The organism is Cyanobium sp. Cruz CV13-4-11 (assembly GCF_024346055.1).
GTDB lineage: Bacteria > Cyanobacteriota > Cyanobacteriia > PCC-6307 > Cyanobiaceae > Cyanobium.
This window is the reverse complement of record NZ_JAGQCH010000021.1, coordinates 33,329-52,978: the sequence shown is the minus strand read 5'-3', so window position 1 is coordinate 52,978 and position 19,650 is coordinate 33,329. Positions and strand designations below refer to the sequence as shown.

The 19,650-nt window shown below is 66.9% G+C and carries 20 protein-coding genes and 1 tRNA gene; 5 read left to right on the top strand and 16 right to left on the bottom strand.

Annotated elements, in window-relative coordinates:
• Nucleotides 1–155 precede the first annotated feature (155 nt).
• Nucleotides 156–332: a hypothetical protein gene (locus KBZ12_RS14505; protein WP_254958686.1), complete on the bottom strand. Its 177-nt coding sequence runs from the start codon at nucleotides 330–332 to the stop codon at nucleotides 156–158.
• A gap of 12 nt (nucleotides 333–344) precedes the next feature.
• On the opposite strand from KBZ12_RS14505, the gene KBZ12_RS14500 reads away from it, so the two are divergent.
• Entirely contained in the window at nucleotides 345–593 is a 249-nt protein-coding gene (locus KBZ12_RS14500; protein WP_254958685.1) for a hypothetical protein, read from the top strand.
• A gap of 998 nt (nucleotides 594–1,591) precedes the next feature.
• On the opposite strand, the gene cobJ is transcribed toward KBZ12_RS14500, so the two are convergent.
• Both cobJ and KBZ12_RS14490 read right to left on the bottom strand, forming a co-directional pair.
• Nucleotides 1,592–3,313, bottom strand: coding sequence for a precorrin-3B C(17)-methyltransferase (gene cobJ / locus KBZ12_RS14495; protein WP_254958691.1), 1,722 nt, complete (start codon nucleotides 3,311–3,313; stop codon nucleotides 1,592–1,594).
• Nucleotides 3,314–3,366: 53 nt separating this feature from the next.
• The gene (locus KBZ12_RS14490; RefSeq protein WP_254958684.1) at nucleotides 3,367–4,512 is read right to left on the bottom strand and encodes a hypothetical protein; all 1,146 of its coding nucleotides are present in this window, start codon (nucleotides 4,510–4,512) and stop codon (nucleotides 3,367–3,369) included.
• A gap of 503 nt (nucleotides 4,513–5,015) precedes the next feature.
• Here KBZ12_RS14490 and psaA point away from each other — a divergent pair.
• Together psaA and psaB are read left to right on the top strand one after the other, a co-directional pair.
• Nucleotides 5,016–7,319 (top strand): photosystem I core protein PsaA, encoded by a 2,304-nt coding sequence (gene psaA, locus KBZ12_RS14485; RefSeq protein WP_254958683.1) that lies wholly within the window; start codon nucleotides 5,016–5,018, stop codon nucleotides 7,317–7,319.
• 20 nt (nucleotides 7,320–7,339) lie between these two features.
• Nucleotides 7,340–9,553, top strand: coding sequence for a photosystem I core protein PsaB (gene psaB / locus KBZ12_RS14480; RefSeq protein WP_254958682.1), 2,214 nt, complete (start codon nucleotides 7,340–7,342; stop codon nucleotides 9,551–9,553).
• A gap of 550 nt (nucleotides 9,554–10,103) precedes the next feature.
• Here psaB and KBZ12_RS14475 read toward each other — a convergent pair.
• The 5 genes from KBZ12_RS14475 to KBZ12_RS14455 all read right to left on the bottom strand — a co-directional run bounded on the left by KBZ12_RS14475 (nucleotide 10,104) and on the right by KBZ12_RS14455 (nucleotide 12,916).
• The gene (locus KBZ12_RS14475; protein WP_254958681.1) at nucleotides 10,104–10,286 is read right to left on the bottom strand and encodes a hypothetical protein; all 183 of its coding nucleotides are present in this window, start codon (nucleotides 10,284–10,286) and stop codon (nucleotides 10,104–10,106) included.
• A 145-nt stretch (nucleotides 10,287–10,431) separates the two neighbouring features.
• Nucleotides 10,432–10,923 carry a photosystem I reaction center subunit XI gene (locus tag KBZ12_RS14470; RefSeq protein WP_254958680.1) on the bottom strand — a complete coding sequence of 164 codons (492 nt, stop codon included), beginning with the start codon at nucleotides 10,921–10,923 and terminating at the stop codon, nucleotides 10,432–10,434.
• A 64-nt stretch (nucleotides 10,924–10,987) separates the two neighbouring features.
• A complete protein-coding gene (locus KBZ12_RS14465) occupies nucleotides 10,988–11,104 on the bottom strand; it encodes a photosystem I reaction center subunit VIII (protein WP_254951695.1) in 117 nt (38 codons plus the stop codon).
• An 82-nt stretch (nucleotides 11,105–11,186) separates the two neighbouring features.
• Nucleotides 11,187–12,164: a glycosyltransferase family 2 protein gene (locus KBZ12_RS14460; RefSeq protein ID WP_254958679.1), complete on the bottom strand. Its 978-nt coding sequence runs from the start codon at nucleotides 12,162–12,164 to the stop codon at nucleotides 11,187–11,189.
• A 35-nt stretch (nucleotides 12,165–12,199) separates the two neighbouring features.
• A complete protein-coding gene (locus KBZ12_RS14455) occupies nucleotides 12,200–12,916 on the bottom strand; it encodes a C40 family peptidase (RefSeq protein ID WP_254958678.1) in 717 nt (238 codons plus the stop codon).
• An 18-nt stretch (nucleotides 12,917–12,934) separates the two neighbouring features.
• Between KBZ12_RS14455 and KBZ12_RS14450 the strand changes: the two genes are divergently transcribed.
• Complete coding sequence (locus KBZ12_RS14450; protein ID WP_254958677.1) at nucleotides 12,935–13,855, top strand: serine hydrolase; 921 nt, start codon at nucleotides 12,935–12,937, stop codon at nucleotides 13,853–13,855.
• A 103-nt stretch (nucleotides 13,856–13,958) separates the two neighbouring features.
• Here the strand turns inward: KBZ12_RS14450 and KBZ12_RS14445 are convergent.
• Nucleotides 13,959–14,047 (bottom strand) — tRNA-Ser (locus KBZ12_RS14445).
• Nucleotides 14,048–14,065: 18 nt separating this feature from the next.
• Nucleotides 14,066–15,271, bottom strand: a complete 1,206-nt coding sequence (alr, locus tag KBZ12_RS14440) for an alanine racemase (protein WP_254958676.1) — start codon at nucleotides 15,269–15,271, stop codon at nucleotides 14,066–14,068.
• 74 nt (nucleotides 15,272–15,345) lie between these two features.
• Between alr and KBZ12_RS14435 the strand changes: the two genes are divergently transcribed.
• Entirely contained in the window at nucleotides 15,346–15,846 is a 501-nt protein-coding gene (locus KBZ12_RS14435) for an HNH endonuclease (protein ID WP_216910408.1), read from the top strand.
• A gap of 13 nt (nucleotides 15,847–15,859) precedes the next feature.
• Here KBZ12_RS14435 and prfA read toward each other — a convergent pair whose 3' ends face one another.
• The 6 genes from prfA to rplQ all read right to left on the bottom strand — a co-directional run bounded on the left by prfA (nucleotide 15,860) and on the right by rplQ (nucleotide 19,605).
• Nucleotides 15,860–16,975, bottom strand: coding sequence for a peptide chain release factor 1 (prfA, locus tag KBZ12_RS14430; RefSeq protein ID WP_254958675.1), 1,116 nt, complete (start codon nucleotides 16,973–16,975; stop codon nucleotides 15,860–15,862).
• Between the two features lie 125 nt (nucleotides 16,976–17,100).
• Nucleotides 17,101–17,400: a 50S ribosomal protein L31 gene (gene rpmE, locus KBZ12_RS14425; protein ID WP_254958674.1), complete on the bottom strand. Its 300-nt coding sequence runs from the start codon at nucleotides 17,398–17,400 to the stop codon at nucleotides 17,101–17,103.
• Nucleotides 17,401–17,408: 8 nt separating this feature from the next.
• A complete protein-coding gene (rpsI, locus tag KBZ12_RS14420; RefSeq protein ID WP_015109426.1) occupies nucleotides 17,409–17,816 on the bottom strand; it encodes a 30S ribosomal protein S9 in 408 nt (135 codons plus the stop codon).
• A complete protein-coding gene (gene rplM / locus KBZ12_RS14415; protein WP_015109425.1) occupies nucleotides 17,813–18,265 on the bottom strand; it encodes a 50S ribosomal protein L13 in 453 nt (150 codons plus the stop codon). Before rplM ends, rpsI begins: the two co-directional genes overlap by 4 nt.
• Nucleotides 18,266–18,412: 147 nt before the next feature.
• Entirely contained in the window at nucleotides 18,413–19,258 is an 846-nt protein-coding gene (gene truA / locus KBZ12_RS14410) for a tRNA pseudouridine(38-40) synthase TruA (protein WP_254958690.1), read from the bottom strand.
• Nucleotides 19,255–19,605: a 50S ribosomal protein L17 gene (gene rplQ / locus KBZ12_RS14405; protein ID WP_015109423.1), complete on the bottom strand. Its 351-nt coding sequence runs from the start codon at nucleotides 19,603–19,605 to the stop codon at nucleotides 19,255–19,257. The genes truA and rplQ overlap by 4 nt, the downstream gene beginning before the upstream one ends.
• Between the last annotated feature and the right edge of the window lie 45 nt (nucleotides 19,606–19,650).

Below are 19,650 nucleotides of genomic sequence, written 5' to 3'. Positions count from 1 at the left end.
TATCCCGGAAGGAGGGGTGCTCATCACAGGCGGTCTCTGCCTGAGATGCAACCGGGAATCAAGCTCCCGTCAAGGGTTCAGCAGGGCTGAAGTTCGCAATGAGCCGTCCCGACCCCTGAACGGTTACAGCGTTTTTAACCCAGGTCTCCCGCTACTCAGCCATCGAGCGACGCCGCAGTGATATCGATCTCGTCAGTAAGGACGCCCTGCATGTCCGTAAGATCCTCACCCAGCAGTTCTGGTGCAGGACCACCCCGCGTCAACATCGCACCGATCCCCATCTGTATCTCTTCCATGAGCTCGGTCGGGCAAAGCTCCAGTACCACACCCATGGACTGATCTCCTTGCCCCCCGATCCGTTCAACACCGCAGCTGCCATTACCAAAGGCTGGATCGACAAGGTTCAGCCCAGGGTGCCAAACCTGTCAGCAGCCCACTCGGGCGTTGCCGTCAAGGAGCTCCCGCGTCTGTTCCAAACGATCGGTGGAATCATCTATCTGACCAAGGAAACAACGGCTATCCACAGCGTGCTGGATCCGCACGCCTCGCTAACCCATCAAGGCGGCAGAGCCAGTTTACCCAAGGCGGCTTGAACCGCTCCAGACCACACTGCCACAGCTCCGCCACCGCTGTCGTTCAACCCGCTCGAGGGAGGAGCTGGGCATCCAGAACTCCTCGTGTGCCCTACATCGGGGGCCGCAAGTTACGGGATTCAGGCTAATGCCAACTTGGAACAAGTCCAACTTACTTAGCATCGACAGAGAAGGTATTTTATGCTATAGCCAAGATAGCAAGTCGCGAATTTGTTCATAATCATCTATAGGGCAAAAACATGAAGCCATCGGCTCAGCCCCAGTCCATTAAGTTCCAGGACAACCCTGGGCATCTCTGGTCACTTTACGTTGCCGCCAGCGACTGAGGGATCAAGCATTCGCTGGTCATCACAGCCCTCACGGCACTTCTTGCCATCAAAGGCAAGCAGACACGCCCTTCCAAGTTAGAACTTGCTTGCGCGCTCATCGTGGGTGATGCACTGCGCACTCTCAAGGCTCTTCCTCAGAAGCTGACCTACCAGGCCTTTCTTGCTGCCCACCAGATCGGGCCAAGAGAGGCTTCGCTCTACCTCCGTCTCTCTACGCCACCTGAAACGATCTATCGTGAAGGCCCTGCTGGTAGCAGCCTCAAGGACATCGATAACCAGCTCAGCAGCGTCAATACGAAAAAGCCGACGAGCATTCAGCTTTCGTCCAACGGTTGGTCGGCGTGCCAGCCAAGCCGGTCCAGCAACGTTCAGCGGCGGTCTACACCCGTGATGACGACGACGACCAGGTCGAGGTGATGCGTGAAAGGGCCAGATTTGGATATCTGCCCTGACCAGGCCTCCGACCTCAATCCGCTGCTCATGGCCAGGAGTGCCCGGAAACCCTTTCTGAAGGGGGGGGACCGCAAAGCACTGGTTAGAGGGAGGCAAATGAATCCACAGTCATTTGCCAGGAGTTGGATCCCATAAACGGATCCCCTAAAATCTCTGGAAAACCCTGTCATAGCCTCAATCCTGAATCCTGTCATCCGATTTTCTTTCTTCTGGCTCTCAGGCCAGGGCGGCTCCCGGATAGCCCCTCGGGGTGACCATGCGGCCGTCCTGTACGCGTGTTGAGCTGTTGCCGATCAGGACAAGGGTGAGCATGTCCACCTGGTCCTCGGGCAGGGAGCCCAGGGTGTGCAGGCTGAGCGTCTCTTCTGCCCGCCCCAGCTGACGGGCCAGCAGCACCGGCGTGCTGGCCGGCCGGCCCTCCCCCAGCAGTTCGATGGCCCGACCCAGCTGCCAGGGCCTGCCGAGGGAGCGGGGGTTGTAGAGGGCCACGACGAAATCGCCGCTGGCGGCGCCCCTCAGCCGCCGTTCGATCACCTCCCAGGGGGTGAGGCGGTCGCTGAGGCTGATGGTGCAGAAATCGTGCATCAGCGGCGCGCCGGCCCGGGCGGCGGCCAGCTGCAGGGCCGAAAGGCCCGGGTGCACCGTGAAGGCGGGACGGTCAAGGACCGGCAGCTGCAGCCAGAGCTCCAGGGCCAGTCCTGCCATGCCGTAGATGCCGCTGTCTCCTGAGGAGATCAGGGCCACATCGAGGCCCTGGCGGGCCAGGTCGAGGGCCTCGGCGCAACGGGCCGTCTCTTCCGTCAGGCGGCCCTCGCGGCGCAGCTGGTCGGGTCGCCTGAGCGGTTCGAGCAGGTCGAGGTAGAGCCCGTAGCCCACCCAGACCGTCGTGGCGGCCAACGCCTGGCGGGCCTCGCCACTGAGCAGGGCGATCGCACCCGGACCGCTGCCCACCAACTGCAGACTGCCCCGCTGCGGTGCCCACTGGCGTGCGGCCAGGGCCACCGCCAGGGTGGCGGCACCCCGCTCCCCGGCCCCGGCGCGCTCGATCCGCTTCTCCACCAGCAGGCGGGCCGGCCCCCCCGCCTGGGACGCCGCCTGGAGAGCGGCGGCCTCGGCCACGCTTGGCGTGCCCATCTCCCTGGCCACCGCCTCTGAGGGATGGGGGACGGTCACCGCCGTCAGGGTGGGGGCGTCGTAGAGCCGCAGGGGCCAGCCCCTTTGCTCCGCCAGGGCCAGCAGGGCGGGCTCATCCCCCTTGCGATCGATGCTGGCCAATCCGGCCACAGCCTCGGGGGCCAGCCCCTGCTGCGCCAGTCCCTCCGCCACTAGGCGCTCCAGCACCGACAGGCTCGTGTTCCGTTCGCAGCCGAGGCCCAGCCACAGGGTGGGTGGATGCCAGTGGCAGCCGTCGCCGCCGTGGGGGCTAATCACCAGGGCCGCCGGGTCGGCCGTTTGCGGGGTGTCGGCGGCCTCCAGCGTCTGCCAGAGGCTGTTGCCGCTCTCCTGCCGCAGGCTGATCCGGTTGCCGCGGTCCGCCTCCACCATCAGGCCCCGCCAGTCGCCCCCACCCCGGCGCCAGCCCCAGGCCTGGCCGAAGGCATCCAGGGGCAGCCGGCCGCAGGCGGCGCTGGCACCGGTGAGCACGGCTTCGCCACCGATCAGGGCGGCGAGCTCCTGGCTGAGCCGATCGCCACCGGCGGCATGGCCCCCCAGCAGCGGCACCACGAAACGGCCCTGGGGATCCACCACCAGCACGGCCGGATCACTGTCCTTATCGGTGATCAGGGGAGCGATCAGCCGGGTCACCAGACCGCAGGCCCCGACGGCCACCACCGCTTCGGCGGTCCCCCAGTGCGCCGCCAGCCAGACGGCCGCCGCCCCATCCTCCGGCCCGCGGACGGTCCGCAGCAGGCCGGCCTGGGCGAGCCGCTCAAGCATCGGTGTGGCCGTCGGCCCGAAGCCGAGGCCGATGATGGCGCGTTGGCTGTGGCTCACGGCGCCACGCTCCCATCCACGGGGGACTCGGCCACCTCAGCAACGGGTGGGGGCTCTGGTGGAAGGGCAAGGACCACGGCCGAAGGGTCGGCCTCGGCCGGATTCCCGACCTCCGCCAGGACCTCGGTTCCCAGCTCGGTGACTGGGCCTGGCTGAGCTCCCATGAGGGCCTCGGTCTTCACTTCGGGGTCAGAATCCTGCGCCGTCTCCGGCTCTGGCTCTGGCTCTGGTTCGGGCATGGGCTCGGTCTGCGGCTCCGGCTCCAGCGCGGCAGGTGGCGGGGCCTCGCCCAGCAGGATGGCCAGCTCGGCGGGCTGCAGCCGGCCCCCCTGCCAGCGGGGTGGGGCGGTGCCGGGCTCCAGGGTCACTTCCGTCACCAGGCTGTTGAACGGTGGGTTGAGAGGCTCGCCGAGGCCATCGAGCAGGTCGAGCTGGATCGCATTGCTGCCGCTGCGCCAGCCCTCCAGCCAAAGGGGCGTCTGTTGATCGATCAGGAAGCTGTCGCCGTTGAGGCTGACCCTCAACCGCCAGCTGGCGTCACCGCTGCGCAGGTTCTGCAGGGGAGCGTCCAGCAATAGCCAGTCGAGCAGCAGGGGCCTGCCGGCCGCCGTCCCCCAGGGGCTGACGGTGATCAGCTGGGGGCTGCCCGGAGCAGGTTGGCTCAAGGGGTTGGCCGCGACCCTGTGCAGTCGGATCTGGCGCTGGGCCCCGGGGCCCTTCACCGCCTCCCCCCAGGGTTTGGCGGCATAGACGGTGAGCCGATGGCTGCCCGGCTCCAGAGGCCGCATGGTGGTGCTTGTGCCGGTGAGCGGCAGGGCGGGATCCCCATCCAGCTGCACCACGAGGTGGGGGCCGAGGCCGAGGGGGCCAGCGTCCACCAGGGGCCAGTCCTCCACCTGCAGCCGCAGAGTCCAGGGACCGGCCGGCATCAGGGCACCGTCGGCGGGGGAGAGGATCTCCAGCCGGGGCCGCCGCCCGTCCAGGGCCCCCTGCAGCTGCTGCACCGGCAGGGGGGGCGCCACCTCCTGCTGGCTGGAAGGCCCCACCGCCAGGGGGGTGGCGTCCGCAGCGGCTGTGCGGCGGCCCGGCAGATGGAAGGCCAGGGCGGCCGGCGGCGCCACGCTGAGCACCAGCAGCAGCACCAGCGTCAGCAGGCCGGCCCAGAGGCAGGCCCTACCGGCCCCTCGCCCTGCGGCTCTTTGCCTCTGACCCCTGTCGCTCACGCGGGCTGCCTCAACCGTGGCGCCATTCTGCTTCGGGGCCCGAACGGGGCAGATCAGCTGTCAAAAGTGCTGAACAATGCAGCAAGCGGTTATAGAAACCCAATGATTTTCTGATTGTTACGTTGTTGACAACATGCGGCCAGACCGCTGTCGCAGCCTTGGAAGCGCTGGGATTAAACCTTTGTAACTGGCGGCCGATTCGCCTTGTTTTCGACCCCTATACTTCCGCCAGTGGTCCCCTTTCGGGGCCCAAAGCCCCAGTCGTGGCAAGGGATTTCCCCTACCTCGCGACTGGTGCCCATGGTCGGGTCTTCCCGGCCATGGGGCCCACCGATGGGGCCGGGACGGTCGCATGACCTGTCCCCGGCGTCCGTCGAAGGGGTGGACCTCCACCTCGACCCCGTCCCTCGAGGAACGTCTCGATGACCATCAGCCCACCAGAGCGTGGGAACAAGGCGAAGGACATGGTTGACCGGAACCCCGTTCCTGTCGACTTCGATGTTCTCGGCAAGCCCGGGCACTTCGATCGCACCCTCGCCAAAGGTCCCAAAACCACCACCTGGATTTGGAACCTCCACGCCAACGCTCACGATTTCGACAGCCACACGAGCGATCTTGAAGAGGTCTCCCGGAAGATCTTCAGCGCTCACTTCGGCCATCTGGCCGTCATTTTCATCTGGCTGAGCGGCGCCTTCTATCACGGAGCCCGCTTCTCCAACTACACCGGCTGGCTGGCCGACCCCCTGCACGTCAAGCCCAGTGCTCAGGTGGTCTGGCCGATCTTCGGCCAGGAAATTCTCAATGGCGATGTGGGTGCCGGCTTCCACGGCATCCAGATCACCTCCGGCCTCTTCCACGTGTGGAGAGCCTGGGGTTTCACCAACGAGTTCCAACTCCTCTGCACCGCCATCGGTGCCCTGGTGATGGCCGGCCTGATGCTCAACGCCGGTGTCTTCCACTACCACAAGGCAGCGCCGAAGCTGGAGTGGTTCCAGAACGTTGAGTCCATGCTCAACCACCACCTGGCCGGTCTGCTCGGGCTCGGGTCCCTGTCCTGGACAGGTCACCTGCTGCACGTGTCGCTGCCCACCACCCAGTTGATGGACGCCATCGACGCCGGCAGCCCGCTGGTGTTGAACGGCAAGACCATCGCTTCGGTGGCCGACATCCCGCTCCCCCACGAGTTTCTCAACCAGGATCTGCTGACCCAGTTGTTCCCCGGCTTCGGCGCGGGGATCTCCGCCTTCTTCACCGGCAACTGGGCCGCCTACAGCGATTTCCTCACCTTCAAGGGTGGTCTGAATCCTGTGACCGGCAGCCTCTGGATGACCGACATCGCCCATCACCATCTGGCGATCGCGGTGCTGTTCATCGTGGCTGGCCACATGTACCGCACCAACTGGGGCATCGGCCACAGCATCAAGGAGATTCTCGAGGGCCAGAAGGGCGATCCCCTGCTGTTCCCCGCGCCCAAAGGTCACGATGGGCTCTACGAATTCCTGACCACCTCCTGGCATGCCCAGCTGGGTCTGAACCTCGCACTCTTGGGTTCGCTCACGATCATCGTGGCGCACCACATGTATGCGATGCCGCCGTATCCCTACATCGGTATCGACTACCCGACCCAGCTGTCGCTGTTCACCCACCACATGTGGATCGGCGGCTTCCTGATCGTCGGAGCCGGTGCCCACTCGGCCATCGCACTCATCCGCGATTACGACCCGGCCAAGAACATCGACAACGTTCTGGATCGCGTGCTGAAAGCCCGTGATGCCCTGATCAGCCACCTCAACTGGGTGTGCATTTTCCTGGGCTTCCACAGCTTCGGCCTCTACATCCACAACGACACCATGAGTGCCCTGGGACGTCCCCAGGACATGTTCAGTGACACCGCGATCCAGCTGAAGCCCGTCTTCGCGCAATGGATCCAGGGTCTGCACGCCGCTGCCGCCGGCACCACCGCTCCCAATGCGCTGGCCGGTGTGAGCGAAGTGTTCAACGGCACCATCGTCGCCGTTGGCGGCAAGGTGGCCGCCGCGCCGATCCCCCTGGGAACGGCCGACTTCATGGTCCACCACATCCACGCCTTCACGATCCACGTCACTGTGCTGATCCTGCTGAAGGGTGTGCTCTATGCGCGCAGCTCCCGCCTCGTCCCCGACAAGGCGAATCTGGGCTTCCGCTTCCCCTGCGACGGCCCCGGCCGTGGCGGTACCTGTCAGGTGTCGGCCTGGGACCACGTGTTCCTCGGCCTGTTCTGGATGTACAACTCCCTGTCGATCGTCATTTTCCACTTCAGCTGGAAGATGCAGAGCGACGTGTGGGGCACCGTCAATGCCGACGGCAGTGTTCAGCACATCACCAATGGCAACTTTGCCCAAAGCGCTATCACCATTAACGGTTGGTTGCGTGACTTCCTGTGGGCCCAGGCCGCACAAGTGATCAACAGCTACGGCTCGAGCTCCAGTGCCTATGGCCTGATGTTCCTGGGTGCCCACTTCATCTGGGCCTTCAGCCTCATGTTCCTCTTCAGTGGCCGCGGCTACTGGCAGGAGCTGATCGAGTCCATCGTCTGGGCTCACAACAAGCTGAAGGTGGCTCCCGCCATCCAACCGCGGGCGCTTTCCATCACCCAAGGCCGTGCCGTCGGTGTCGCCCACTATCTGCTGGGCGGTATCGCGACAACCTGGGCCTTCTTCCTGTCCCGACTCATCGCGGTCGGCTGACCTCCACCTGACCTTTCCCAATGGCAACGAAATTTCCTTCGTTCAGCCAGGGTCTGGCACAGGACCCGACAACCCGCCGTATCTGGTACGGCATCGCCACGGCTCACGACTTCGAGAGCCATGACGGAATGACGGAGGAGCGGCTTTACCAAAAGCTGTTCTCCACCCACTTCGGTCACCTGGCGATCATCGGCCTCTGGGTTTCGGGCAACCTGTTCCATATCGCCTGGCAGGGCAACTTCGAGCAGTGGGTCGCCGATCCGCTGCATGTACGTCCCATCGCTCACGCGATCTGGGATCCCCACTTCGGCCAGGGCGCCATCGACGCCTTCACCCAGGCGGGCGCTTCCTCCCCGGTGAACATCGCCTATTCCGGTCTGTACCACTGGTGGTACACGATCGGCATGACGACCAACATGGAGCTCTACCAGGGTTCCATCTTCATGCTGATCCTCTCGGCATGGGCCCTGTTCGCCGGCTGGCTCCATCTCCAGCCCAAGTTCCAGCCTTCCCTGGCCTGGTTCAAGAACGCTGAATCCCGGCTCAACCATCACCTGGCTGTGCTGTTCGGTTTCAGTTCCATCGCCTGGACCGGTCACCTGGTCCACGTCGCCATCCCCGAATCCAGGGGACAGCACGTCGGGTGGGACAACTTCCTTTCGGTCTCGCCCCACCCCGCCGGTCTGGCTCCGTTCTTCACCGGCAACTGGGGGGTCTATGCCCAGAATCCCGACACCGCCAATCAGCTGTTCGGTACCTCTGAGGGTTCAGGCACCGCGATCCTCACCTTCCTGGGTGGTTTCCACCCCCAGACCGAAGCGCTGTGGCTCACGGACATCGCCCACCACCATCTGGCCATCGGTTGCATCTTCGTGATCGCCGGCCACATGTACCGGACCAACTTCGGGATCGGCCACTCGATCCGGGAGATCCTCGAAGCCCATAACCCACCCAAAGGAACTCCCTTCGGTGGCGCTCTCGGGGCCGGTCACAGGGGGCTGTATGACACCGTCAACAACTCCCTCCACTTCCAGCTGGGCCTCGCCCTGGCTTCCCTAGGTGTGGCGACGAGCCTGGTGGCGCAGCACATGTACGCGCTGCCGTCCTATGCGTTCATCGCCAAGGACTACACCACCCAGGCGGCGCTCTACACGCACCACCAGTACATCGCCATCTTCCTGATGTGCGGTGCCTTCGCCCACGGTGCGATCTTCTTCATCCGCGACTACGACCCGGAAGCCAACAAGAACAACGTTCTTGCCCGGATGCTCGAGCACAAGGAAGCCATCATCAGCCACCTGAGCTGGGTCTCCCTGTTCCTCGGCTTCCACACCCTGGGTCTTTACGTCCACAACGACGTGGTGGTCGCCTTCGGTACCCCCGAGAAGCAGATCCTGGTGGAGCCCGTCTTCGCCCAGTTCGTTCAGGCCGCCAGTGGCAAGGCCCTCTACGGCATGGATGTGCTGCTGGCCAACTCCAGCAGCGTCGCCAATACCGGTGCTCCCTGGCTTCCCGGTTGGCTTGATTCCATCAATGCAGGCAACAACTCCCTGTTCCTGCAGATCGGCCCTGGTGACTTCCTGGTCCACCACGCCATCGCCCTGGGTCTGCACACCACGACCCTGATCCTGGTGAAGGGTGCCCTGGATGCCCGGGGTTCCAAGCTGATGCCCGACAAGAAGGACTTCGGCTACTCCTTCCCCTGCGACGGCCCCGGCCGTGGCGGCACCTGTGACATCTCAGCCTGGGACGCCTTCTACCTGGCGGTCTTCTGGGCCCTGAACACCGTCGGTTGGGTCACCTTCTACTGGCACTGGAAGCACCTCGCCATCTGGCAGGGCAACGTGGCCCAGTTCAACGAATCCAGCACCTATCTCATGGGCTGGTTCCGCGACTATCTGTGGCTTAACAGCTCCCAGCTGATCAACGGGTACAACCCAGGAGGGTCCAACAACCTGGCCGTCTGGGCCTGGATGTTCCTCTTCGGTCACCTGGTGTGGGCCACCGGCTTCATGTTCCTGATCTCCTGGCGGGGTTACTGGCAGGAGCTGATCGAAACCATCGTCTGGGCGCATCAGCGCACGCCCCTCGCCAACCTGGTGGGCTGGCGCGACAAGCCCGTCGCTCTCTCGATCGTTCAGGCCCGTGTGGTGGGTCTCGCCCACTTCACGATCGGCTACATCCTCACGTACGCGGCCTTCCTGATCGCGTCCACGTCAGGCAAGTTCGGCTGAGCCTCCGGCTCCCGACCACCGTCGACGCCCCTTCTCGAATCTTCGAGGGACCCCCATACCCCCGGTCACCACCGGGGGTTTTTTCTTGTCCTGCCGCGGATGCGTCGGCGGTTTCGGGTGCTTTCATCGTCCCTGACACCTGCCAAGGCGACCAGCCAGCCCAGCCCCCATTCCCTGAACGTGGATTTGTCGGGGTTTGATCTCCGCTGACGGCTCGGATGGATGGTTATGGGGTGAACGGGAGACGATCCTGCAGAGCGCCCTGGCACTGGGCCAGTGGCTGATCAGCCTGGCCGGTCTGGAGTTCGCCAGCCTCGGGGTCACCTCGCCTGGACAGGAGAAGCTTCTCCCCGGCGCGGCACCAACCCGCTCACTAACTCGCCGGCCTGGGCGATTGAGATGGTGACAGGCTCGGCGGACCTCAGCCTGGCGCTGGCCCCGGTCCTGGATTTCATCGCCTTCTTCGCCGCCCAGGCACTCCAGGGCACCCTGGTGCTCAGCCGGGACGCCGATTCCATGCCATCACCGGCTTCTACCGCGCCCTCGATGCTCAGGGCATGGGCGCGATGCCGCCGACAACCTCGTCACGGAGCGGCAAGGCCTGCGTGTCGTGAACCAATTCAGCGTCACGACGGTCACGATTGCAGAATCCACCGTCCTGGCGCCCTTCGCCCAGGTGAAGGGCAGAACGTTCTTCGACCTTGCCGGGGCGAACAGCGCTGGCATCAGCCACTGACGCACCCCGGGCACCAATCTCCTCGGCCAGAGCGTCTAAGACCGGATAGGCGGCCCCGGGGTACTGGCAGCGCGGACGCACGGCCCATAAAAAAACCCTGCCTTGGCAGGGTTTTGAAGGACATCCCGTGAGTAGGGCTGGCTCAGCCGACGCTCCAGACGCCACCAGCGATGTTGGCCAGCGGTGATTGGATGGCGGTGCTGCAGAGGAACCAGGCGAAGGCGGCGCCACCGCAGCCACCGAGCCAGAAGCCGCTGGCGAATTCCGCCCAGCCGGCTTTGGTGAACAGGTCGGCCGGCGGGTTGTCGATGGTGGCGTCCGCGGGTTGGACGTTGGGGCCACTGCCGGCGGTGCCGTAGATCGACAGGCAGACGGTCAGGATCGACACCAAGCCGATGGCGGCGAGCAGGCCGGCGGTGCTGGCGAACTCGGTGGCGCGCAGGGGGCCGGTGTAGGCGAAGGGGCCGTAGAGGAAGTAGCCGTGGGCCATGCCCACCTCAAGGCCGCGACGGTTGGGCGAGAGGGAGGGCCGGTAGGCCGGCAGGGCGTTCAGGAAGGCCTTGGTGAAATAGCTGCTGTTGACGGGAGTGGCCAGATTGCCGACGGTCGGGTCGGCGACGGGGGTCACGGTCATGGGGAGGCGGATCGGGGGGGCTTCGAGAGGGGGAGGCGAGTGACGCTGGGGCCTGGGCCGGTCGTCAGTCGGTCGCCTCGATCACGTTGAACAGCAGGGCCATGGCCACCGCTGCGCCGAGGATTCCCACCAGGGGAACCAGCACGGACGGCATCCAGGCAACGGCAAATTCACCAGTCATGGCTTGGGCCAATAGGAACCGCCGGTACTGTAAGGACCCCTTCCTGCCTGGCTTCTCAGGGAAGCGGGGGTGACATAAAAGTTCAGCCGGGGCCGCCGCGCAGCGTGGCCCGCACCCGGTAGATCGGCCGGCCCTGGCTCTCGTGATACGTGCGCATCTGCAGCTCAGACAGCAGCCCGAAACTGAACAGCTGCACCCCGCTGAGGATCGCCAGCACCGCCATCAGCAGCAGGGGGCGGTTGCCGATGTCGGCCCCCAGCAGCAGCTTCTCGCCCACCAGCCAGAGGGCGATGGCCAACCCCGCCCCCAGGGCCAGCAGGCCGGCGAAGCCGAACACGTGCATCGGCCGGGTCAGGAACCGCTTCATGAACCACACCGTCAGCAGGTCCATCAACACCCGGAAGGTGCGATCGATGCCGTAGTTGCTGCGGCCGTAGCGGCGGGCCTGGTGGGACACCCTCACCTCGCCGATGCGGGCCCCCTCGATGAAGGCCAGCGCCGGCAGGAACCGGTGCAGTTCCCCGTAGAGGTTCATGTCGCTGACCACCTCCCGGCGGTAGGCCTTGAGGGAGCAGCCGTAGTCGTGCAGACGCACCCCGGTGACCTTGGCGATCAGGCGGTTGGCCACGAGGGACGGCAACAGACGGTTGATGGCCCCGTCCTGGCGCTGGTGCCGCCAGCCGCTCACCAGGTCGAGCTCGTCCTGCTCCAGCCGGGCCAGCAGCAGGGGGATGTCGGCGGGATCGTTCTGCAGATCCCCGTCGAGGGTGACGATCACCCCACCGCCGCTGGCATCGAACCCCGCCGCCATGGCGGCCGTCTGCCCGTAGTTGCGCCGTAACAGCACCGCCACCAGTTCCGGAACCCGGTTGGCCAGATCGCGAAGGACCGCCGGGGTGCCGTCCTTCGAGCCGTCGTCGACCAGAACGAGTTCAAACGATCGACCCAGTGGCCGCAGCGCCGCCAGCAACTTCTCAACGAGGAGGGGAAGGCTTGCTTCCTCGTTGTACAAGGGGACAACAATCGAAAGTTCGGGACTGTGGGCCAGGGATGACGCCACCAAGTCCCGATCGAATTTCAAACGTGGAATCTAGCTCAAGGTGGCAGCGGGCTCCCGTCGTGGCTGTGCATCACCCGCCCCGCGCCGCGCAGCTCAGCCCGGTAGTGGCACGCCACCGGATCCTGGTTGCGGGGATTCAGGTCGTCAATGCCGATGCCGTCACGGCCGTGCTGGCGCCCGGAGCTGTGGAGGTAGCGGCCGCCGTCCAGGTGCAGGGCCACGTGGGTGCAGCGCTGCGGGGTGCCGAAGAAGAGCAGATCCCCCGGCAGCAGCAGGCTGGTGACGCCGCTGGCCACGGCCACCGGGCGGCAGAAGCGCTCCTGCAGGTAGGCATCGCGGGGCAGCCAGATGCCGGCCTGGGCATAGGCGGTCTGCACCAGCCCCGAGCAGTCGAAATCGGGGCCCAGGGTGCCCCCCCAGAGGTAGCGGTTGGGGCTGTGACGGGCGGCCTCGGCGAAGGAGAGCACCGCCCCCAGGCGGGCGGCGATCCTGTCGCGATCGAGGCGCGGCAGCGGCGGTGGTGGGGCGGGGTGGCCGTGGCTCTCGAGGGCGAGCGCCTCCACCCAGCAGGGGTAGCCGTCCCCGTGCAGCCGCACCCGTAGGCGGGTCCCGGCGCGCTCGAGCACCCTGAGGTGCCGGCCCGCGTGGATCTCGGTGGCCAGGCCCGGGCCCTGCGGCCGGCTGTAGGCCGGCAACGGCCGGGTCAGGGTCCAGGTACGGCCCGGCGCCGGCAGGGTGCCTAAGGTCGCCATCACAAGGTGCCGCCGCTGATGGCGTTCTACAGCCCTGATCAGGCCATGGGCCAGACCCTGAGCCAGCTCATCGGCCAACTGGAGCAGGAGGGGCGCCCGGGGCTGGGCGAGCAGCTCTCGATCACCTGGCTTCGCTATGGGGCTTCCCTGGTGGGCGCCGCCGAGGGCCTGGGCCAGGAGGCCTTCTGGGGCCAGACCGTGACCGGTGCCAGCTGGGATGGGGAGAGGCCGCGCTATCCCGCCAGCGTGGTGAAGCTGGTGTATCTGGTAGCCGCCGAAGCCTGGCTGCAACGCCAGCTGATCGAGGAGGGGCCAGAACTGCGCCGAGCCCTGGCCGACATGGTGCGCGATTCCGGCAACGACGCCACCAGCTTGGTGGTGGATCTGCTCACCGGCACCACTAGCGGCCCGTCCCTGCCCGCCGGGCGGGCGGCGGCCTGGTGCCGCCAGCGCCAGGTGGTCAACGACTGGCTGGCACGCCTCGGCTGGAGCGAGGTGGCGGGGGTGAACGCCTGCCAGAAGACCTGGGCGGAGGGTCCCTATGGCCGGGAGCGGGACTTCTATGGTCCCCAGCTGGAGAACCGCAACCGCCTCAGCACGGATTTCACGGCCCGTCTGCTGCATGGGGTGATGGCCGGCGCTGCGGTGTCCCCGCCGGCCTGCCGCCGCATGATGGCCCTGCTGGGACGCTCGCTGGATCCCCAGGCACGGGCCGCCGATCCCGAGAATCAGGTGGACGGCTTCCTCGGGGCCGCTCTGCCGCAGGGGGCTCGGCTGTGGAGCAAGGCCGGCTGGATGAGCCAGGCGCGCCATGACGCCGCCTATGTGGAGGTGGATGGCAAGGCGCCGATGCTTCTGGTGGTGTTCAGCGAGGGACGGGCCCGGGCCGCCGATGCCACCCTGCTGCCGGCCATCGCCGACGCCCTGCAGGACGCTTGAGCCTGCGCCGACCTGTGCGTCGTGTTCGCGGCCTATCTCGGCCGGAGCGGCGTCGCCAGGCTCTGAGTGGACCTGGCGGGATGGCCCCTGGAAGGGCCGGAAACGGAGAGGGAGGGATTCGAACCCTCGACAGAAGTTGCCCTCTGTAACTCCTTAGCAGGGAGCCGCTTTCAACCACTCAGCCACCTCTCCAGTGGCTCAGAGAGCTTATCAGGGCTCGGACGCCGCCTCGGGCTCCGGAGGCACGGCCAGGCGCGGCAGGCGGTGCTTGAAGCCGCAGAGGATCTCCCAGGGGATCGTGCCGCAGCGCTCGCTCCAGTCGAGGGGGCTGATGTGTTCCCCCCCCTGTTCGCCCAGCAGGGTGACCATGCTGCCCACCTCGATCCGGGGAGCCTCGGTGGCGTCGATCACCAGCTGGTCCATGGTGATGGCGCCCACCTGGGGCAGGCGCTGGCCGTCGAAGAGCACGTCCATGTGGTTGGAGAGCTGGCGGGGCACCCCGTCGGCGTAGCCGATCGAGACCACCGCCAGGCGGCTCGGCCGGCTGGTGCGGAAGCGGTGGCCGTAGCTGACGCCGACCCCCGCCCCCACCTCGCGCAGCAGGGTGACGCGGGCGTGGATCTGCAGGGCCGGCTGCAGGGACACCACGCCGGCCAGGTGGGGCGCGGGCGGCTGGCCATAGAGGGCCAGGCCGACCCGGACCAGGTCGTAGTGCTGCCGGTGGCCCCGCAGCGTGCCGGCGGAGTTGGCGAGGTGCCGGCAGCCGGCCGGCAGCCCCTGTTCGGCCAGGCTGCAGACGACGGTGTCGAAGCGCTGCTGCTGGAGGTCGCTGAGGCCGTCGTCCTCCTCCGGTGCGGCATCGGCGCAGGCCAGGTGGGAATAGATCCCCGCCAGCTCGATGGCTTCCATGCCCCGCAGGGCCGCCACCAGCCTGGGGCCCTCCTGCCAGTCGGCGCCAAGGCGGGCCATGCCGGTGTCCAGCTTGAGCTGGACGGCCATGGTGCGGCCGCTGCCGCTGGCCAGGTTCTGGCAGAGCAGGGCCTCCCGCATGCTGCTGAGCGTCGGCATCAGCTGCCAGCGCAGACAGCTGCGCAGTTCCTCGGGCTGGGTGAGGTTGCCCAGCACCAGCACCGGGGCTGAGATGCCGGCACGACGCAGCTGCACCCCTTCGGCCAGGGTGGCGACGCCGAAACAGGCCGCCCCCGCCTCCAGGGCGGCCCGGGCCACCGGCAGGGCGCCGTGGCCGTAGGCGTCGGCCTTGACCACCGCCATCAACTGGGTGGCCGGTCCGATGTGGCGCTGCAGGGCGCGCACATTGGCCTGGATGGCTGCAGTGTTCACCTCCACCCAGGCCCGCTGCCGCGAGGGCTGGGTGTCCTCCGTCGCGCTGGTGGGGGCGAGCGAGGCGCTGGTCATGGACGCCGGTGCAGGGGGTGGACCATGAAATTCATGGGAATCCCGTTAGCATGCCGCCTATCCAGCGGACTGGAATGGGCCACGTACTCGTTCTGAATGCGTCCTACGAACCGCTGAACATCACCACCTGGCGCCGGGCCATGGTGATGCTGCTCAAGGGGAAGGCCGAAGGGTTGGAGCACGACCCTGAAAAGACGATTCGCCCCGACCATTTTCTGCCCACGGTGATCCGGCTGCGCCAGTTCGTGCGGGTGCCCTACAAGCCGCTTCCCCTCACGCGCCGCAACGTCTTCCACCGCGACGGCCACGCCTGCCAGTATTGCGGGTTCAGTGGCGAGCAGCTCTCGATCGACCACGTGGTGCCCCGCAGCCGGGGCGGCACCGACGTCTGGGAGAACGTCACCACCGCCTGTCTGCCCTGCAACGTGCGCAAGGGCAATCGCACTCCACGGGAGGCGGGCATGCCCCTGGCCCGGGAGCCCCGCCGGCCCCTGGGCAGCCTGAGTTTTGAGGCCAACCGGCGCATCCGCTCCGGCCAGCACCAGGAGTGGGCCAAATACGTCATCGGCGCCTGAACCGCCCTCCCGCTCATCCACCGGTGCCGGTGGCCTCGAGGGCGAGCGCCTCAAGGCCCTGGCGCTGCTCCTCGGCGATGCAGGCGCCGATCAGGTCCTCGATCTGGCCGGCCAGCACGGGCTCGAGGGAGAAGTTGCGTCCCAGCCGATGGTCGGTCACCCGGTTGTCTTTGGCGTTGTAGGTGCGGATCTTCTCGCTGCGGTCGCCACTGCCCACCTGGGCACGCCGCACGGAGCGCTCCTCGGCATTCGCTTCCGCCAGCTGGCGCTCGTAGAGCTTGGCCCGCAGGATCTCCATCGCCCGCTCCCGGTTCTGCATCTGGGAGCGCTCCTGGGTGCAGAACACCCGGATGCCGGTGGGTTTGTGCAGCAGGTCGACGGCCGTTTCCACCTTGTTGACGTTCTGGCCGCCGGCGCCGCCCGAGCGGGCCGTGCTGATGTCCAGATCCCCCGGATCGATCTGCACCTCCACCGGATCGGCCTCCGGCATCACCGCCACGGTGGCGGTGGAGGTGTGCACCCGGCCCTGGGATTCGGTGGCCGGCACCCGCTGCACGCGGTGCACGCCCGCCTCGAACTTCAGCTGGCTGTAGACCCCATCGCCGCGGATGGCGAGGATCAGTTCCTTGTAGCCGCCCAGGTCGGCCTCCGAAGCGCTGACGGGCTGGACCTGCCAGCCCTGGTTCTGGGCATAGCGCTCGTACATGCGGGCCAGGTCGCCCGCCCAGAGGCTGGCCTCATCACCGCCGGCCCCGGCGCGGATCTCCAGCATGACGCTGCGCTCATCGCGGGGATCCGAGGGCAGCAGGCTGAGGGTGAGCCGCCCGTTCAGGGCGGTGATCTGGCCCTCGAGGCTGACCAACTCCTCGCTGGCCAGAGCCACCAGTTCCTCGGCGGCGGGATCATCGCGGTGGGCCTTCAGCAGGGAGCGGGCCTCCTCCCGTTCCTGCTCCAGTTTGCGCAGCCGCTGGTAATCGGTGACCAGGGGCTCCAGCCGTGCCCGCTCACGGGCGATCGCCTGAAGGCGGGCCGGATCGGAGGCCACCGCCGGATCCGCCAGCTGGCGTTCCAGGGTCTGGAAGGTGCGGCAGGCGGTGTCCAGCCGGGATTGCAGCAGCTCGGAATCCATGGGCGGCACCCGAAACGGAAAAAGCCGGGTGCTTGCTGGAAGCACCCGGCCGGAGAAAGACCGGGCCGAATCAGCTGTCCGATTCGGGCGGCCGGCGTCAGTCTGAGGATCTCAGGCTGACGGATTCAGGCTTCGGTGGCCGCCGCTGTCTCGGCTTCGACGGCGGCAGGTGCCTCGGCCGGCTTGGCGGCCTTCTTGGCACCGGAGGCGGAATCGGTGCTGCCCATGCCGTACTTGCGCATGAAGCGATCCACACGTCCTTCGGTGTCGAGGATCTTCTGGGTGCCCGTGTAGAAGGGGTGGTTGCCACTCCACACGTCGACCGTGAGCTCGGGATGGGTGGAGCCGGTGGTCATCACCACCTCCCCATTGCAGATCACCTTGGCGTCCGGATACCAGGTGGGATGGATGTCGGCTTTCGGCATGACGGAAATCAGCGCTTGGAGAACTGGGGAGCCTTGCGGGCTTTCTTGAGGCCGTACTTGCGACGCTCCTTGGCCCGGGGATCGCGGCTCAGGTGGCCTTCGATCTTGAGGGGCTTGCGGTTGTCGGGAGAGAGATCGCAGAGGGCGCGGGCCGCACCCTGCTTGATGGCATCGGCCTGGCCGGTGAGGCCACCGCCGCGCACGTTGACCAGGAGGTCGTACTGGGCTTCCAGGCCGAGGGTCTGCAGGGGTGCCTTCACCGCCGCCAGGTAGACGGGGTTGTAGTTGAGGTAGTTGTCGCCGGGGCGGCCATTGATGGTGACGCTGCCGCTGCCGGGGACCACCCGCACACGGGCGACGGCGGTCTTGCGACGGCCGGTGCCCCAGTAGACGACGCGGTTGGAGGTGCTGGTCATTGGGCGGCGGCGGCGGGATCGAGGGCGAGGGGCTGGGGCTGCTGGGCGGCGTGGGGATGCTCGGCGCCCTTGTAGACCTTGAGCTTGCGGAACAGCTGGCGGCCCAGGGCGTTGTGGGGAAGCATGCCCTTGATCGCCTTCTCGATGATCCGCTCCGGCAGGCGGGCCTGGAGGTGCTCGAAGGTTTCGGTCTTCATGCCGCCGGGACGGCCGGAATGGCGCCGGTAGATCTTCTGGGTGGCCTTGTTGCCGCTGACGCGCACCTTGTCGGCGTTGATCACCACCACGAAGTCACCGGTGTCGAGGTGAGGCGTGAAGGTGGGCTTGTTCTTGCCGCGCAGCACCTGGGCCACTTCGCTGGCCAGACGGCCGAGGGTCTGATCCGCTGCGTCGACCAGATACCACTGGCGCTCAAGCGAATCGATGGAGGGTGGGGTTGTCTTGTTCATCGCGCCGGCGGGCCGGTTTGGGGTGAGCCCATCGCAGCCGGATGGGTCGGGACAGGAAGATTCGACCCTACCGTGTCGCCGGATCCGGCGAATTCGGCGAGACGATTTCGGCATGGGGCCACCGGACGGGGCACCCTGCAGAGACGCTCAACCGATCGGAACGCCGATGAACGGATCGGCGGGAGGATCGCACGATTCCAACAGAAATCGCGGTTGACAATCATACCAGGCGGCCCCAGGGAAGATCTCTGTGGGGTAGCCCACCCGCAGCAGGCAAAGGCCCTGGGGCGGCGCGGCCTCCTTCACCGCTTCGCGGGCGCCGCTGCGCCAGCGGTGCAGAAACGCTTCGACCTCAAGGCGGCCCTCCCCCACGGCCACCAGCTGGCCCATCAGCAGGCGCACCATGCCGTAGAGAAAGCCGCTGGCCTGCACTTCGGTGACCAGCAGATCCCCCTGGCGATCGATGCGCACGTCCTGAACGGTGGTGCGGGCATGGGCGCGTCGGCTGCCGGCCCGCTGGAAGGCGGAGAAGTCGTGTTCCCCCAGCAGAGCCTCCAGACAGGCGGCCATGCGGGCCTCGTCGAGGCGCCACTGGTAGCGGTGCCAGCTCCAGGGCGTCAGGAACAGGTTGGGGGTGCGGCCGTTGAAGATCGTGTAGCGGTAGCGCCGGTAGGTGGCGCTGAAGCAGGCGTGCCAGTCGGGAGGTACCTCGGCGGCCGCCCTCACCCGGATCGTGGGCGGCAGGCGGCCGTTGAGGGCCTTCGCCCAGCGGGCCACGGGGATGGGGCCACAGGCGTCGAAATGCACCACCTGGGCCGCGGCATGGACGCCGCTGTCGGTGCGGCCCGCGGCCACCGCCTGGGCGGGCCGGTGCGGGTCAAGCGCAGCGATGGCCCCTTCCAGGGTTTCCTGAACGCTGCTGTGGCGGGCCTGACGCTGCCAGCCGTGGAACGAGGAGCCCTCGTACTGCAGCGAAAGGGCGATCCTTTTCAGACCAGCTCGATGATCGCCATCTCGGCGTTGTCGCCACGGCGGCGGACCGTACGGATGATGCGGGTGTAGCCCCCTTGGCGATCGCCGTAGCGGTCCTGGGCCTTGTCGAACAGGGCGTGGACGAGCTGCTTGTCGTAGATGTAGCCAATGGCGCGGCGACGGGCGGCGAGGGTGCCGTCCTTGGCCAGGGTGATCATGCGCTCGGCTTCATCACGCAGGGCCTTGGCCCTGGCCTTGGTGGTGGTGACGCGGCCTTCACGGATGAGCTGGGTGGTCAGCCCACGCAGCATGGCCTTGCGTTGGTCGGCGGGGCGTCCCAGCAGGGGGACTCGGCACTGGTGTCGCATGGTGGGGACGGGGCGGGTGGCGAAACGGGGAAGGGGAAACCGCCT

Bases quoted from the DNA above. Each gene is read 5' to 3' on its own strand.
- KBZ12_RS14505 (WP_254958686.1), bottom strand. From the start codon at position 332: ATGGGTGTGGTACTGGAGCTTTGCCCGACCGAGCTCATGGAAGAGATA.
- cobJ (WP_254958691.1), bottom strand. From the start codon at position 3,313: ATGCTTGAGCGGCTCGCCCAGGCCGGCCTGCTGCGGACCGTCCGCGGG.
- psaA (WP_254958683.1), top strand. From the start codon at position 5,016: ATGACCATCAGCCCACCAGAGCGTGGGAACAAGGCGAAGGACATGGTT.
- psaB (WP_254958682.1), top strand. From the start codon at position 7,340: ATGGCAACGAAATTTCCTTCGTTCAGCCAGGGTCTGGCACAGGACCCG.
- KBZ12_RS14470 (WP_254958680.1), bottom strand. From the start codon at position 10,923: ATGACCGTGACCCCCGTCGCCGACCCGACCGTCGGCAATCTGGCCACT.
- KBZ12_RS14465 (WP_254951695.1), bottom strand. From the start codon at position 11,104: ATGACTGGTGAATTTGCCGTTGCCTGGATGCCGTCCGTGCTGGTTCCC.
- KBZ12_RS14455 (WP_254958678.1), bottom strand. From the start codon at position 12,916: ATGGCGACCTTAGGCACCCTGCCGGCGCCGGGCCGTACCTGGACCCTG.
- KBZ12_RS14450 (WP_254958677.1), top strand. From the start codon at position 12,935: ATGGCGTTCTACAGCCCTGATCAGGCCATGGGCCAGACCCTGAGCCAG.
- alr (WP_254958676.1), bottom strand. From the start codon at position 15,271: ATGACCAGCGCCTCGCTCGCCCCCACCAGCGCGACGGAGGACACCCAG.
- KBZ12_RS14435 (WP_216910408.1), top strand. From the start codon at position 15,346: ATGGGCCACGTACTCGTTCTGAATGCGTCCTACGAACCGCTGAACATC.
- prfA (WP_254958675.1), bottom strand. From the start codon at position 16,975: ATGGATTCCGAGCTGCTGCAATCCCGGCTGGACACCGCCTGCCGCACC.
- rpmE (WP_254958674.1), bottom strand. From the start codon at position 17,400: ATGCCGAAAGCCGACATCCATCCCACCTGGTATCCGGACGCCAAGGTG.
- rpsI (WP_015109426.1), bottom strand. From the start codon at position 17,816: ATGACCAGCACCTCCAACCGCGTCGTCTACTGGGGCACCGGCCGTCGC.
- rplM (WP_015109425.1), bottom strand. From the start codon at position 18,265: ATGAACAAGACAACCCCACCCTCCATCGATTCGCTTGAGCGCCAGTGG.
- rplQ (WP_015109423.1), bottom strand. From the start codon at position 19,605: ATGCGACACCAGTGCCGAGTCCCCCTGCTGGGACGCCCCGCCGACCAA.